We start from the raw sequence: 15,280 nt of genomic DNA, 5'->3' as shown, positions 1-15,280 counted from the left end.
ATGCCATTCCGTACGAATGGCATTTTTTGTATTTATCAATGCCACTTTGTCACTTTTTAATACTTGGTATTTTTTTTGACTGTTAGTTCATCAGAAATTAAACAATTTAAAAACTTACGTATTATGGCAAAAGGAAGCATTAATGTTTCGGTAGAAAATATCTTTCCATTAATTAAAAAGTTCCTATATAGTGATCACGAAATCTTTTTACGTGAATTAATTAGTAATGGAACCGATGCAACTTTAAAACTTAAACACCTAACAACTATTGGTGAGACTAGTGTAGAGTACGGAAATCCAAAACTTGAAGTAAAAATAGATAAAGAAGGTAAAAAACTTCATATAATCGATCAAGGTTTAGGGATGACTGCAGAAGAGGTTGAAAAATACATCAACCAAGTTGCTTTTTCTGGCGCTGAAGAATTTTTAGACAAATATAAAGATTCTGCTAAAGACTCTGGAATTATCGGACATTTCGGATTAGGTTTCTACTCTGCATTTATGGTGGCAGAGAAAGTTGAAATCATTACAAAATCTTTCAAAGACGAACCTGCAGCACATTGGATTTGCGACGGATCTCCAGAATTTACTTTAGAAGCATCAGACAAAACAGATAGAGGAACAGAAATTATACTTCATATTGCTGAAGATTCTACAGAATTCCTAGAAGAAGCGCGTATTAGTAGTTTACTTTCTAAGTACAACAAATTTATGCCTGTGCCTATTAAATTTGGTACTAAAGAAATTAACGATCCAGAACACGAGCCTGCGACTATCACAGATAAAGACGGAAAGGAAACTAAAGAGCCTCAACGTAAAATTACTGTCGATAACATTATAAACAACCCGAATCCAGCGTGGACAAAACAACCGGCAGATTTAGAAACTGAAGATTATCAGAATTTCTACCGCGAGTTATATCCAATGCAATTCGAAGAGCCGTTATTCCACATTCATTTAAATGTAGATTATCCGTTTAATCTTACCGGAATTTTATACTTCCCTAAGATGACTAACGATATGGGAGCGCAAAAGGACAAAATCCAATTGTACCAAAACCAAGTGTTCGTTACAGATAATGTAGAAGGTATTGTTCCTGAATTCTTAACCATGTTAAGAGGTGTTATCGATTCTCCAGACATTCCGCTAAACGTATCTCGTAGTTACTTACAAGCAGACGGTGCTGTTAAGAAAATTTCGTCTTACATTACTAGAAAAGTAGCAGATAAATTAAAATCGTTATTCAATGAAAATCGTGAAGATTTTGAAGCGAAATGGAACGATATTAAAATTGTAATTGAATACGGAATGCTTTCTGAAGATAAATTCTTCGACAAAGCAGATGCATTCGCTTTATACCCAACGGTAGATGGTGCATTTTACACTTACGAAGAGCTTTCTGAAAAAATAAAAGCGAACCAAACCGATAAGGATGGTAAGTTGGTTATTTTATATGCTTCAGATAAAGATGCACAGCATAGCTATATTGAAGATGCAAAAGCTAAAGGTTACGAAGTACTTTTATTAGACTCTCCTATTGTATCGCATTTAATGCAAAAATTAGAAGGTTCTAAAGAAAACATTACCTTCTCTAGAGTAGATGCAGATCACATTAATAATTTAATTAAGAAAGAAGAAACTCAGGTTTCTAAATTAAGTGACGACGAAAAGAAGAAATTAGAAGAGATTCTAAAAGAAGCGATTCCTGCAGATAAATTTATGGTACAATTAGAAACGTCTGATAGTGATGCTTCACCATTTATTATCACGCAACCAGAATTTATGCGTCGTATGAAAGAGATGCAACAAACTGGTGGTGGCGGTATGAACATGTTTGGTTCTATGCCAGAAATGTACAATCTTATTGTTAATACAAACGCGCCTTTAGTATCTGAGATATTAAATACAGAAGCTGGAGACGACCAAAAACGTTTAATCACACAAAGTTTAGATTTAGCTCGTTTATCTCAAGGTTTATTAAAAGGAGAAGAATTAACTAAATTCATAAAACGTAGTTATAGTATGATTAAATAATTAATCGACTAGCATACTTATAAAATCCGTTACCTTATAAAACAAGGTGACGGATTTTTTTTTGTTTTTAAAACAAGTAGCATTAATAGTCACTTTTTTAATAATTCCGTTCTATATTATAAAATTTATATTAATTTCACGCCCTATTATTACACACAATAGTTATGATAAAAAAAACGATATTTCTTGTTCTTTTAGGCTTAGGAATACTTATTGGTGCCTATATGGCCTTTGTTTATTACGTGCCTTATAGTACAGGGACACGTGCTGGAGAACTCATAAAAGTGAGTCAGAAAGGTGTGGTTTTTAAAACCTGGGAAGGCGAAATTAGTCAAGGTATTAGCGGGGCTCAAATTTTTTCTTTTTCTATAATGGACGACGATCAAGAAGTTATCGAACAATTAAACGAGTTACAAGGTCAATACGTGAAATTAGAATATACAGAACGTTATAGAACCTTCTTTATTTGGGGAGATAGTAAACACTTTGTAACCAAAGTTATTCCTGAAAAATCACCACACATAGATAAGAGATAATAGAATTAGACCGTATTAAAATTCTTTAGGCTATCACCTATATTTTCATTAACTTTAAAACAATCAGCACATTAAAGTTATGAAAACTATTATTCAGAAATTAAAACTTCATAAACACAACGAAATACTTGTGTTAAACGAACCTAAAGAATTCACGGCTCTTGTGGGCCAATTAGATTGCAATGTTTTAGGGTCGCTGTTAAAGACTTCTAGCGTCTCTTGTGCCTTGTTATTTATCACCTCTAAAAAGGAGCTTGTAGACCAAATGCTCACGCTTTTTCCGAAACTTACGGACGACTCTATGCTTTGGATTGCTTACCCGAATAAAACATCTAAGTCTTATATTATTGAGCTATACAATGATGAAGCCTGGGACGAAATTATGGATTACAGGCTACAACCCATCCGCCAAATCGAACTTAATTCGAACTGGAATGCCCTACGTTTTCGTAAAATTGAATACGTAAAACATTAATTAATATTTATCCCAATTAAGACTTTTAGATTATCTTTACTGTGAAGCTAGCTCATGATAAAAGACAATTTAAAATCGATCGAATTATTCTTTAAAGGCTCTCACTTTTACAGGGGAGTTATACTTACGACCTCCATTTTAATTCCTCTAGTTTTATTCTATTTTCTTGGTATATTCTCTTATGCGCCTTCTATAGCTATTGGAGTATTTTTAAACGCACCTAGCGATATCCCAGGAAGTTTAAAACGTAAAATAAATGGGACATTACTAAGTATCTTGCTTACAGCGACAACAACTTGCATTATACTATTTGCAAAACCCTACTTTTACCTATTAATTGTTTTTATTCCTCTATTAACCTTCTTAATATCCCTACTATCTGCATACGGATTTAGAGGCTCTTTAATAGCGTTCTCAGGTTTACTAGCCATGGTTATTGGTTTAGGTGTGCATTACGACACGCCTTCACAAATTTTAATTCATAGTGCCTTAATTGCTTGTGGTGGACTGTGGTATTTACTGTACACCTTATTAGTAAATAGGTTAATCCCTAAAAAAGATGAGGACCAAGTTATTTCGGAAACCTTACTTTTAACAGGTAAATATCTTAAAGTTCGCGCTAAACTAATAACCAAAAAGAACAACAGAACAAAACTCCAAAATGAACTGTTTTTGCTTCAAACACAAATTAGCGAAAAGCATGAAACCCTTAGAGAAATGTTACTAACAGAACGTAAACGTTCTGGACGTTCTCACTTCGACGAAAAGCGTCTACTTATTTTTATTTCTTTAGTCGATATTTTTGAACTGGCATTAGCAAACAATCTGGATTACACAAAAATTGACACCCATTTTAGCGAACGTAAACAGCATTTAAAACCCTTCAAAAATCTAAATTTTGTGATGGGTAATCACCTAATAATGTTATCGGAATCGGTAATAAAAGGGAATAAAATACCCACTAAAAACAAACTTCTTAAAGCCTTAAATAAAGCCTCGAAAGGGATAAAACATTATGTAGACGATGTACAACTTCCTAAAGCAAGGGAAGGCGCTATGATGCTTCATAATTTATACGATTATCAAGAAAAATTACTCTATGAAATTCGTTCAATAAGACGGGTCATGGCGAATGTGAAAAATGCTTCTAGCTTAAAATTACAAGATACAGAGGCCATTCAGTTTATCACACATCAGGAATATTCTCCTACCATATATGTAGAAAATATGAGTTTTAAATCTCCTATTTTCAGACATACCTTACGTTTAATGATATCTATGCTAGCAGCCTTTCTGTTTGGTGAGTTTTTCGAAATTAGAAATGCCTATTGGATTATGCTAACCGTAATAGTAATTATGCGTCCAAATTATGGATTGACAAAGGAGCGTACCAAAAACAGAATTATAGGGACCTTAATTGGTGCGGTTTTCGCCATTGCGATAATTATGCTTACAACCAATACTATTGTCTACGCCATATTAGCCGCATTATCATTAACATTTGCGTTTTCTTTAATTCAGCAAAACTATAGAGTTGGCGCTACCTTTATTACTACCTACATCATATTTGTATACGCATTACTTGATCCTAATGCGATGACGGTAATAAAATTTAGAGTGATCGATACCCTAATAGGGGCTTTAATTTCGCTGTGCACCACCTATTTTTTATGGCCTAATTGGGAGTATAAAAACCTAAACGAGGTAATTGAATCGGTAGTTAAAAACAGTACTATTTACTTGTTAGCGACTCAAGATTTATCGCATAATAGAAATAGAGATAATCTTAATTACAAACTCTCTAGAAAAGAAGCGTTTTTAGCGGTTGGGAACTTAAACGCTGCATTCCAACGCATGACACAAGATCCAAAATCGAAGCAAATAGAATTGGATTTAATCTATAAAATTGTGACTTTAAATCATACGTTTTTAGCCGCCGTAGCGTCTTTAGGAAGTTTTATTCAGCACCACAAAACGCGAGAAGCTTCAGAGCAGTTTGATGTATTTATCAACCATATTAAAAACAACTTAGATTACACCTTTGCCTTATTGCATAAAGACGAGATAAAACCTCTACATCCTGGAGCAGATATTTCTGAAGCAGAAGACAAGCTCCTACTCAACTTTCAAAAGTTATCAAAAAAGCGAAATAAAGAAATTGAAAAAGGAAAAAAAATAATAGATAAAAGCATGCTTAACGATTTGCAGGAAGCCCATTTAATTTACAACCAACTGCTTTGGTTAAAAGGACTTTCTGAAAGTTTGAAAAAATCTACCGAAAAATACGTGAATGCCTTTTATTAATACTTAAACCTTAGAGGTAAAAACACAAAGTGGTTAATACTGTTGGCTTTTACACTATCTTTGTCCCAATCTTATTTATTTATATCATGTCGTTTAAAGACTTACAACTTAACAGACCGCTTTTACGCGCTATTGCCGAATCTGGTTATAACGAACCAACTCTGATTCAAGAAAAAACCATTCCTTTTGTTTTACAAGGGAAGGATGTTATTGCTTCAGCACAAACTGGTACAGGAAAAACAGCTGCTTTTGCATTACCAATTCTTCAATTATTTTTCGATAATCAAGATGCGCCAAAACGTGGTAAGAAAATTAAGGCTTTAATTATAAGCCCGACACGTGAACTAGCCATTCAAATTGAGGAAAACTTTAATAAGTATAGCAAATACACTAATTTAACCAGTGCGGTTGTTTTTGGAGGAACGGCTATAGAACCTCAAATTGCTATTCTAAAAAAAGGTGTCGACATTCTAATCGCTACACCTGGACGTTTGCTCGATTTACATAAACAAGATGTTGTGAATTTAGATTTTGTTGAAACGTTAGTCTTAGACGAAGCCGACTTAATGTTAGACATGGGATTTATAGACGACGTTAAGAAAATTGAACGTCTGTGTTCTAAAGACAAGCAAATTTTATTGTTTTCTGCAACCATGCCATTTAAGGTGGAACAACTGGCTAAAACAATTTTAAAAGATCCTGAACGTATTGAGGTGTCTCCAACATCTTCTGCCGCAAAAAGTGTATCTCAACTCTTATTTTATGTTCCAAAACCTAAGAAAATAGAATTGTGTTTGCATTTACTACGAAACACCATTAAAGGAAATATGCTAATTTTTAGACGCACAAAATTTGGAGTCGATAAATTAGAACAAACGTTAACTAAAAATGGTTATAAAGTTGAAAGCTTTCACGGCGATAAAACTCAAGCAGACAGACAAGCCGCTTTAGCTAATTTTAAAAATGGTGATTCGAATATTCTAATTGCAACAGACGTTGCCGCTCGTGGTATAGATATAGACGAATTAGATACGGTTATAAATTTCGATATTCCAAATATTCCTGAAACCTATGTACATCGTATTGGTCGTACCGGACGTGCAGGACATTTAGGAATGTCTTATTCCTTCTGTTCGGCAGACGAAAAATTATATATAAAAACCATTCAACAGTTAATTCAAAAAGAAATAGCGGTAGAACAAGACCATCCTTATTTATTAGACCCTAAGGCAAAACCAGAGGTGCATAAAAAACAAGGTGGAAGCAAGAATAAAAAAGGCAGAAAATCTGAGGCTTCTAAGAAGAAAAAGAAACGTTGGTATTAATCCCAACTTTTATTCTACAGGAAAATTAAAATACTGATTTTTAAACGGCTCGTTTCTTAGAGTAAAGTGCCACCACTCTTTACTATAGCTTCTAAACCCGTGTTTTTGCATAACCCGTTGTAGCAACATTCTGTTGTGTTTTTGTACTTCAGTCAAATTAGCATACGCCACCCAAGATGGCTCTCCAAAAAAGTCGAATGGAGATCCCATGTCTAAATGTTCGCCCGTTTCTGCATTCACAATAGTTAAATCGACTGTGCTCCCACTGCTGTGCCTAGATTTTGATGCGATATAGCCATCTTTAAATAAATCACGTTTATTAACATCTGGATAAAAATGAGGTTTCATTAACGTATCATTTATATGCTTTGCCCAAGTTATAAAATGATTCACTGCTTGTTGAGGGCGGTAAGCATCATAAATCTTAAGAGATAAATTCTGAGTTTCCAATTCCGTTTGTACGTTTTTTAAAGCATTAGCCGTTTCACTCGTTACAATTCCCACAGCATTGTGATAGCCGTAAATGGGCTGACCTACAAAGTTATAATCTGTACAATATCGCATTTCTAACTGAATGCTTGGCACAACATCTTGTACGTACACAAAGCCTTTAGGTAACTGCGAAAACGCATAAAAACTAATAAGAAAACAGAAAAAGGTAATTTTAAATTTCATAGCATCGACATTAAAGGCTAATTTAGATAAAATATTTTTCTCCTATGTTGTATCCTTGGCATTTATATTTTATGGCTTTACTTTATATTGTGGCTGGTATTTTACATTTTGTAAACCCAAAAACATATTTAAGAATTATGCCTGACTATATTCCGAATCATAAAGCAATGGTTGCTCTAAGTGGTGTTTTTGAAATCGCACTAGGGATTGCTATTTGTATTCCAGTTTTAAAAACTGTGGCCATTTATGGGTTAATAGCCATGCTAGCAGTATTTTTACTCGTTCACTTTTATATGCTTAAAAATGAAAAAACTGGAGCAGGAATTCCGAAATGGATTTTAATTTCCCGGATACCACTGCAATTTGTATTAATGTATTGGGCATATTCCTATTTAACACTTTAATATGATGCTTTTTAATAATGAACCTATACTATTAGATATTAAGGATGCAGAAATTATATACTATCCTGCATTCTTCGATCCTATTGAAGCTGATACCTATTTCAACACCCTTTTAACCACGTTGGATTGGCAACAAGACGATATTACAATTTTCGGAAAATCGATTCCGCAGCCCCGTCTTACTGCTTTGTATGCGAATAATGAAAAGCCGTATTCATATTCAGGAATTACAATGATGCCCCAGAAGTTTACCGATTCGCTTGCGAATATTAAAACAAAAATTGAATCTGAAACTCATCATAAATTCACGACTTGTTTATGTAATTTATATCGAAACGGAAGTGACAGTATTGGCTGGCATTCAGATAACGAAAAGGAGCTTGGAGCGAATCCTGTAATTGCTTCTGTTTCTTTTGGCGCGACACGTGTATTTCATTTAAAGCACCGAACGGACACAAATTTAAAGCAGAAAATCACTTTACAACATGGAAGCTTACTAATAATGAAAGGTAAGACCCAACAGCATTGGTTACACCAAATTCCAAAAACAAAAAAACCGACTGGAAAACGCATGAGTTTAACGTTTAGGACGATTTATTAGAGCAAAAAAAAACCGAAGTCCCTCAACATCGGTTTCTTGCTGCATTTTATATAAAGATGTTAGATTTGGGAATCTAGTATCAACAATTAAATGCAAAAAATTAATTAATCCTCTTCTAAAATACTCTTTAGAGGCCACAAAAGTAAAAATTAAATTTAAATAAAAGCTATTAATTTAAATTTTATCCGGCAATGCACTATATTTTTTAATATCAATAGAATTTAAGGAGGTTAAAACAACTCAAATCGCATTACCTCCATTAATTTGCATGTACAAAACTATTATAAGGCAATGCTATCCTTTGTAATGAATATGAGATGTTTAAGACATAATTTCAAAAAAAGGCAAAAGAAAAAGCATCCTTTCGAGATGCTTTTTCACTAACTAACCAACCAATATGAAAATTATTACTCTCAATATTAAAGTAACCACACTCTAATATTTGTTATCATAATAATTACAAACTAAAATGCAATCATCGTGCCAAACTTTAAAACAAACTCTTTCTTTTTGAAGCCTAAAATTGTTATTTTGCATCTTTTAACAATTTTTTATGGAAAACGCCCCTTTATTCACTAACGATGCCATAGTTTTTGGTATTCTCATGCTATCATTAGGATTAGTCTTTTATACAGAGTCTAAAAAAACCAAATTCTGGACCACATTTTATAAATATATTCCAGGATTATTAATGTGTTATTTAATACCTGCAATATTTAATTCTTTAAATATAATTTCGGCAGATACCTCACAAACCTATTTTATTGCGAGTCGTTATTTATTACCAGCGGCTTTGGTATTAATGACTATAAGCATCGACTTAAAAGCCATATTTAATTTAGGTTGGAAAGCTTTAATTATGTTCTTTACTGGAACAGTAGGGATTATTATTGGTGGGCCCATAGCGATATTATTAATTTCAACATTTTCTCCAGAAACTGTAGGAGGAGCTGGCTTCGATGCGGTATGGAGAGGTCTCTCTACTCTAGCAGGAAGCTGGATTGGTGGAGGCGCAAACCAAGCTGCCATGTTAGAAATTTACGAGTACAATCAGGAGCTGTACGGTGGGATGGTTTTAGTTGATATTGTTGTTGCGAATATCTGGATGGCCATTATTTTATTAGGCATTGGAAAACGTAAAAAAATAGATAATTGGCTTAAAGCCGATAATACTGCTATTGACGAATTACAAGCCAAAGTTCAATATTTTAGCGATAAAATTACACGAGTGCCTACGCTAACCGATTATATGATGATTTTAGGTTTCGCCTTTGTTGCAGTTGGAATTGCACACTTTGGATCTGAAGAAATTTCTGCATTCCTAACTACAAATTTCACAGCTGTGAGTGATCCTAGAAGCCCTTTATCTTCTTTTGGAAGTAGTTTTTTCTGGCTAATAACTATAGCGACCATTATCGGTATTCTACTATCCTTTACCAAGGCAAAAAATTACGAAGGTGCAGGCGCTAGTAAAATAGGAAGTATTTTTATTTATATATTGGTAGCAACTATCGGAATGAAAATGGATTTAACCAAAATATTCGAGAATCCAGGTCTAATATTAATCGGATTAGTTTGGATGTTAATACATGCCGTATTACTAATTATAGTCGCTAAACTTATAAAAGCTCCTTATTTTTTCTTAGCTGTAGGAAGTCAAGCTAATGTTGGAGGTGCTGCCTCTGCCCCTGTTGTCGCCGCTGCGTTTCATCCATCGTTAGCCACTGTTGGCGCCCTTTTAGCCGTGTTTGGATATGTTGTGGGTACCTATGGTGCGATTCTATGTACAGAGTTAATGAAAATCGTAGCAACCAACTAGTTTTTAATAAATATTTATAAGATATTTGCGCACCAAAATTTAATTATACAAATGAAAAATCTATCTATTTTACTCCTTTTATTAATCGTAGTATCTTGTGGTAAAGACCATGGAAATTTAACTGTAAATGCACACGTTAAAGGCTTAAAAAAAGGAACTGTTTATCTTCAAAAAATAGAAGACGATTCTCTTTTAATTTCTGTAGACTCTTTAACTATTAATGGAAACGAAAGTTTTGAATTACACGGACAAGTAGATTCTCCTGAAATTTTTTATCTCGTTTTAAATAAACATGATAAATCTTACGAACGTATTCCGTTTTTCGCAGAAGAAGGTATAATCAATATTAATAGTACGCTTAAAAACTTTGTGGTAGATGCTAAAATTTCAGGATCTAAAAACCAAGAACTTTTAGAAGAGTACAATCAATTAAATGCTAAAATAAATAATGCACGACTAGATTTAGTAGTAGCGAAATTTCAAGCAAATCAAGCTCAAGATTCTATTAAATTAGATAGTATTACTAAATTAGATAATAACTTAATAAAACGTAAATATTTATATACGGTTAATTATGCAATAAACCATAAGGATGCAGAAGTAGCTCCGTATTTGGCGTTATCAGAAATATACAATGCTAACGTGAAGTGGTTAGATACTATTAATTCGTCTTTAACTCCAGAGGTTAAGGCATCTAAATATGGTAAGCAATTAGATGCTTATATAGCAGACGTCAAGAAAAACTAAACATATTTTCTACCCTTAAAAAAAAGGCTCTACCACATAAGTGTAGAGCCTTTTTTATTGAATTATAGTTTTAATAAACCTGTTATTTTTAGATCTAGAAATCAATCCAAATTCCCATAAAGGCAATAATATAAGGAGCTAATAAGGCTGTAAACACACCATTTACTATTAACCCAATACTAGATAAAGCACCAAAATTACCACTTATTTCCATTGATTTTGAAGCCCCCAAAACGTGAGCCGCTGTTCCCATAGAAATTCCTTGTGCAATCGTGCTTTTAATACGTGTAATTTTCATAATCTCGTATCCGAATATAGACCCTAGAATTCCGAATAATACCACCACCGAAGCGGTAAGAGGAGGAATTCCACCTAAAGTTTTAGACACCTCCATGGCAATAGGTGTTGTCACCGATTTTGGAGCTAAAGACAGTACAATTTCTTTTGGAGCGCCTAGAACATGTGAAATTAATACAACAGACACCACACCTGCAATACACCCTACCAACTGAGAAACAACAATAGGAATCGCTTGTTTTTTTATTTTTCCTAATTGCTGATACAAAGGTACACCCAAGGCTACAATGGCTGGTTTTAGTAAAAATTCGATCATCCTACTCCCCTGATGGTAAGATTCAAAATCGATTTTAAAAATAGTTAACACAGCTATTATTAAAATAATGGCAACTAAAACCGGGTTAAGTAATATCATTTTAGTCTTTCTTCGAATCCCTTGAGCTAAGAAATAAGCGACAAAGGTCAAAGTAAGAATGAAAATTTCTGAGTTTAAAATAGTATCCATACCCTAAGCTTGAGGAGTTTTATTTTTCTTGAATATCTTTTTGTGTCTCATAAACAATTGGTGCGTCCAACCCGTACAAGCAAAAACAATTACTGTAGCTAGAGTTGAAGCTACAATTATGGGCCAAAATGAAGCTTTAATAAGATCTAGATATAACATAATGGCGACGCCAGGTGGCACAAAAAAGAAGGCCATATTCTTGGTTAAAAAATTACTTAAACCACGCACCCATTCCAATTTAATCCAACGCAATTCTAAAGACACGGTTAACGCTAACATCCCTATTATACTAGCAGGCATTTTTATGCCTGTAAAATAAACAAATACCTCCCCAAAGAGTAAACACCCCAAAATTATTACAACTTGTCTCATCTACAACTATTATTTCCTGACAGTGCCTTATTTAAATTTATAAATACCGATGTAAGTAATTTCCTTTTTAGAAACATTTACATCTAGAAAAACAATAAAACACAACCTATATTATGGTCCTTCAAAAATAACTATTATAAGACTAAAAAACGCTAGAAAACCAATTGATTATACTGTTTTTATACCTTCCAAAAACTAAGGCATATCATATAAAAATCTTTAAAAATATAAGGTTGAAACTATCGAATTATTAACATAAAGAGTGATTCGGTTATTTTTTATTTATAAAAAAGACACGTTTTATTTCTATTCAAAATATCTTTGTGATTAAAATTTAAATAAGCAGTCGTTACAATTACGATTCATTTTAATTAGAAACTAGATACAAATGGGAATATTCAATAAAATATTAGGAAATGCTTCAGAAGTATCTCCTGAACAATTAAATGAGAAGTATAGTAGATTACTTATCAATGGAGAGCACGTAGAATTAGGATTTAAATTATTACGGGATACTTTTATGTTTACCAACAAGCGTTTAATTTTAATAGATGTGCAAGGGCTTACAGGGAGCAAACAAGAATATAGATCCATGCCTTATAAAAGTATTTCTAGATTTTCTTTAGAAACTGCTGGGACATTTGATTTAGATGCCGAATTAAAAATTTGGATTTCTAGTGAAAATACACCTTCCGTGAGTAAGAAATTTAATAAAAGTATAAACGTGTACGAAGTACAAAAGTATTTAGGAGAAAAAGTAATGTAATCGCTTAAATCTAAATCGGATAATAACTAAAAAAGGCTTCAAAATTTAAAATTTTGAAGCCTTTTAAAATGTATTTAAATGTAAATCTTACTCTAATAAACTTAAATCTGCAACACCTTTTACTTCGGTAGATAATTCTCCTAACCAACCTAAATCTGCTTGAACTCCGGTTTGGATTTTAATAAAATCGATTCCTGTTAGAGATACTGACTCTCCGTCTGCATCCATAGCATCTGCAATATCAATATTATCTCCACCTGCAGTATTATCGGCATACCCATAATCAAAAGAATTACTCTTTATAAAAGTTGGGTTACTCAAATCTACATTTACATCAGATAAAAGTGTTCCTGTAAGTGTATAAGAATCTTCGGTAATCCATTCTGGGTAATACGCCTGTGAATGAAAATTGTTCTTTTTTACAACTCCGGTTTCACCATCATTATTTTCCCAAGACACATCATCTTCATCATTTGCTGGCTTAAAATAAGTAACACTATAATTACGCTTTGTTCCTTCTAAGTCATGTCCAGACCCTTTAATTTCATACCACGTATCATCGGCAATACCATTTGCATTTTCGTCCTGCATAACCCAAATAATACCAGGTTCTGCTGCGCCAGAGAAACCGTTACCATAGATAATAAAATCTTTAGAATCGGAAGAATTTACAACCGTATGGTCGAATGCTAACGTTATAGAACCTCCCCAGGCACCTAAAGTAACTAATCCGCTTTTACCATTTAAAACACCTTCTGCACTTTCAAAATTTCCTACATTCTTGTTTAAGAATTGTCCCGGTGCTGGTAAGTACTCAAGTAATTCTGTAACGTAAGCCGTACTTTCTGAAGACACTGGACGAATAAAAGCATCTACTGTAATATTATAATTGAAAGAAAACTCGCCACTAATATTAGATGCACGATAAGACAGTTCGTAATTCCCTGATGATTCTGGAATAAATTCGTAAGTATCTGTAGTTGATACCAAACTATCTCCAAGCATCCATTCGCTTGTATACATATCGTCGTTTAAATTGCTTGCTTCAAAAACCTTCGAATCCGTCATAGTCATTGAAACCGCTTGATCTGGTACAGAAAGTTCTATTTCTGGCGCTAAAATAGGATCTTCATCATCGCTTGAACACGCAAAAAATAAAGCACTACATCCAAATAATAAGGCAACTTTGTTTTGTTTTAAAAAATTTAATCTTTTCATTTTATTCGTTTTATAATTATTATTCTGGTTGATATACAAATTGAATTTTCGATGGAATATCCCCGGTTTCTACTTTCCATTTAAATTCGCCTTCCGAATCGAAACAGTACAAATCACCTGGAGAAAAGTAATCTTTGGCATCTGTAATGTAAATATCTTCGTTATCCGGATTTATGGCAATTCCATATGGTATTTGGATAAGATCTTCATTTCCTTCTGCTATAAACGAGCCCTCTAAAACAGTTTCCGTCTTAGTATCGAGCATGTTATAAGAAATAACAAAACCTCCGGTTAAGTAACTAAATTCTGTACTGTAGATGTATGCAATATCGTTATGAATGGTAAAGTTGCTAGCCGCCAAATTGAAGGTTTTCTTGACTTGGTCTGTTTTAGTATCTACAACAAAAAGATTGGATGGGGTTTCAAAATAATCACCTCTAGAAGACACATATAAATCGCCTTCGCTATCCATTTTTAAGCGGTGTAAATTCTTAGCCACTTCAATGCGTTTCGTTTCTGTAAAGCTCGGAATATCGATTACAGAAATAGTAGATTCGTATTCTGGCGGACTATAACCTCCGGAATTAGCCACATAAATTTTGTTATCGTAGGCCACCAATTCTTCTGGCTGGCGTCCAACATCCACCTTACGCGTTATGGTTAAACTCGTGGTATCAATTTCGTTAACTTGTCCTAATGGAGAATTTGGGTCGCCTATAGTACCTAAATAAGTACTTAAATAGGCTTTGCCTTCGTAAAAGGTAATGTAGCGGCAATTATCAACATTTATTTGTTTTAATCTAACACCTGTATTTACATCTAAAACCTCAACTTTATTCGATGCATTTACAACAATATACATTTTAGAACCATAAATACCTATATCGTTCGCAACATCTCCTAATCCTCCAACCTCGGTTGGATTGTTAGCTTTAAAGCGCTCGTGCTTGTACTCTCCTGTTTCAAAATCCATGTAATCCAAAGACGCTTTATTCATAGACATATTTCCTTCATTTATAAGGTAAAACCCTTTTAAAACGTTGTTTACGTCTGGAACTTCTGGTGTTTGAGAATCATCATCTGGAACTTCTGGTATTTGAGCATCATCATCTGCCATGATAGGATCATCTGTTCTACATGAGAAGACAGATACAACGGTTACTAAAATAAGTAGATACTTTTTCATTAGTATAAATTTGAAT

At 33.5% G+C, this 15,280-nt stretch carries 15 protein-coding genes; 10 read left to right on the top strand and 5 right to left on the bottom strand.

The window, feature by feature from the left end:
- The first annotated feature begins 123 nt into the window (after positions 1–123).
- From htpG to AC0UBM_RS13180, 5 genes are all read left to right on the top strand, one after another.
- Positions 124–2,034 (top strand): molecular chaperone HtpG, encoded by a 1,911-nt coding sequence (gene htpG, locus AC0UBM_RS13200; protein WP_475688909.1) that lies wholly within the window; start codon positions 124–126, stop codon positions 2,032–2,034.
- Between the two features lie 167 nt (positions 2,035–2,201).
- Entirely contained in the window at positions 2,202–2,570 is a 369-nt protein-coding gene (locus AC0UBM_RS13195) for a 6-phosphogluconate dehydrogenase (RefSeq protein WP_414037353.1), read from the top strand.
- Between the two features lie 79 nt (positions 2,571–2,649).
- Entirely contained in the window at positions 2,650–3,045 is a 396-nt protein-coding gene (locus AC0UBM_RS13190) for a hypothetical protein (protein WP_414037262.1), read from the top strand.
- A 54-nt stretch (positions 3,046–3,099) separates the two neighbouring features.
- Entirely contained in the window at positions 3,100–5,349 is a 2,250-nt protein-coding gene (locus AC0UBM_RS13185) for an FUSC family protein (RefSeq protein ID WP_475688908.1), read from the top strand.
- Positions 5,350–5,435: 86 nt separating this feature from the next.
- Positions 5,436–6,674, top strand: a complete 1,239-nt coding sequence (locus tag AC0UBM_RS13180; protein WP_475688907.1) for a DEAD/DEAH box helicase — start codon at positions 5,436–5,438, stop codon at positions 6,672–6,674.
- Positions 6,675–6,683: 9 nt separating this feature from the next.
- Here the strand turns inward: AC0UBM_RS13180 and AC0UBM_RS13175 are convergent, their stop codons facing one another.
- Positions 6,684–7,349 carry a M15 family metallopeptidase gene (locus AC0UBM_RS13175; RefSeq protein WP_475688906.1) on the bottom strand — a complete coding sequence of 222 codons (666 nt, stop codon included), beginning with the start codon at positions 7,347–7,349 and terminating at the stop codon, positions 6,684–6,686.
- A 44-nt stretch (positions 7,350–7,393) separates the two neighbouring features.
- Here AC0UBM_RS13175 and AC0UBM_RS13170 point away from each other — a divergent pair, with 44 nt between their 5' ends.
- From AC0UBM_RS13170 to AC0UBM_RS13155, 4 genes are all read left to right on the top strand, one after another.
- Positions 7,394–7,753 carry a DoxX family protein gene (locus tag AC0UBM_RS13170; RefSeq protein WP_414037266.1) on the top strand — a complete coding sequence of 120 codons (360 nt, stop codon included), beginning with the start codon at positions 7,394–7,396 and terminating at the stop codon, positions 7,751–7,753.
- Position 7,754: 1 nt separating this feature from the next.
- Entirely contained in the window at positions 7,755–8,354 is a 600-nt protein-coding gene (locus AC0UBM_RS13165) for an alpha-ketoglutarate-dependent dioxygenase AlkB family protein (protein WP_475688905.1), read from the top strand.
- Between the two features lie 553 nt (positions 8,355–8,907).
- The gene (locus AC0UBM_RS13160) at positions 8,908–10,173 is read left to right on the top strand and encodes a DUF819 family protein (RefSeq protein WP_475688904.1); all 1,266 of its coding nucleotides are present in this window, start codon (positions 8,908–8,910) and stop codon (positions 10,171–10,173) included.
- 51 nt (positions 10,174–10,224) lie between these two features.
- Positions 10,225–10,920 carry a DUF4369 domain-containing protein gene (locus AC0UBM_RS13155; protein ID WP_414037269.1) on the top strand — a complete coding sequence of 232 codons (696 nt, stop codon included), beginning with the start codon at positions 10,225–10,227 and terminating at the stop codon, positions 10,918–10,920.
- 94 nt (positions 10,921–11,014) lie between these two features.
- Here AC0UBM_RS13155 and AC0UBM_RS13150 read toward each other — a convergent pair whose 3' ends face one another.
- Both AC0UBM_RS13150 and AC0UBM_RS13145 read right to left on the bottom strand, forming a co-directional pair.
- Complete coding sequence (locus AC0UBM_RS13150; protein WP_414037270.1) at positions 11,015–11,722, bottom strand: LrgB family protein; 708 nt, start codon at positions 11,720–11,722, stop codon at positions 11,015–11,017.
- A 3-nt stretch (positions 11,723–11,725) separates the two neighbouring features.
- Entirely contained in the window at positions 11,726–12,094 is a 369-nt protein-coding gene (locus AC0UBM_RS13145) for a CidA/LrgA family protein (RefSeq protein WP_434035338.1), read from the bottom strand.
- 388 nt (positions 12,095–12,482) lie between these two features.
- Between AC0UBM_RS13145 and AC0UBM_RS13140 the strand changes: the two genes are divergently transcribed.
- Positions 12,483–12,860: a PH domain-containing protein gene (locus AC0UBM_RS13140; RefSeq protein WP_414037272.1), complete on the top strand. Its 378-nt coding sequence runs from the start codon at positions 12,483–12,485 to the stop codon at positions 12,858–12,860.
- Between the two features lie 87 nt (positions 12,861–12,947).
- On the opposite strand, the gene AC0UBM_RS13135 is transcribed toward AC0UBM_RS13140, so the two are convergent.
- Positions 12,948–14,078 (bottom strand): hypothetical protein, encoded by a 1,131-nt coding sequence (locus AC0UBM_RS13135; RefSeq protein WP_475688903.1) that lies wholly within the window; start codon positions 14,076–14,078, stop codon positions 12,948–12,950.
- A gap of 19 nt (positions 14,079–14,097) precedes the next feature.
- Positions 14,098–15,264, bottom strand: coding sequence for a YncE family protein (locus tag AC0UBM_RS13130; protein WP_475688902.1), 1,167 nt, complete (start codon positions 15,262–15,264; stop codon positions 14,098–14,100).
- Positions 15,265–15,280 lie beyond the last annotated feature (16 nt).

The organism is Formosa sp. F44 (assembly GCF_056238645.1).
This window is presented reverse-complemented; position numbering and strand designations above follow the sequence as displayed.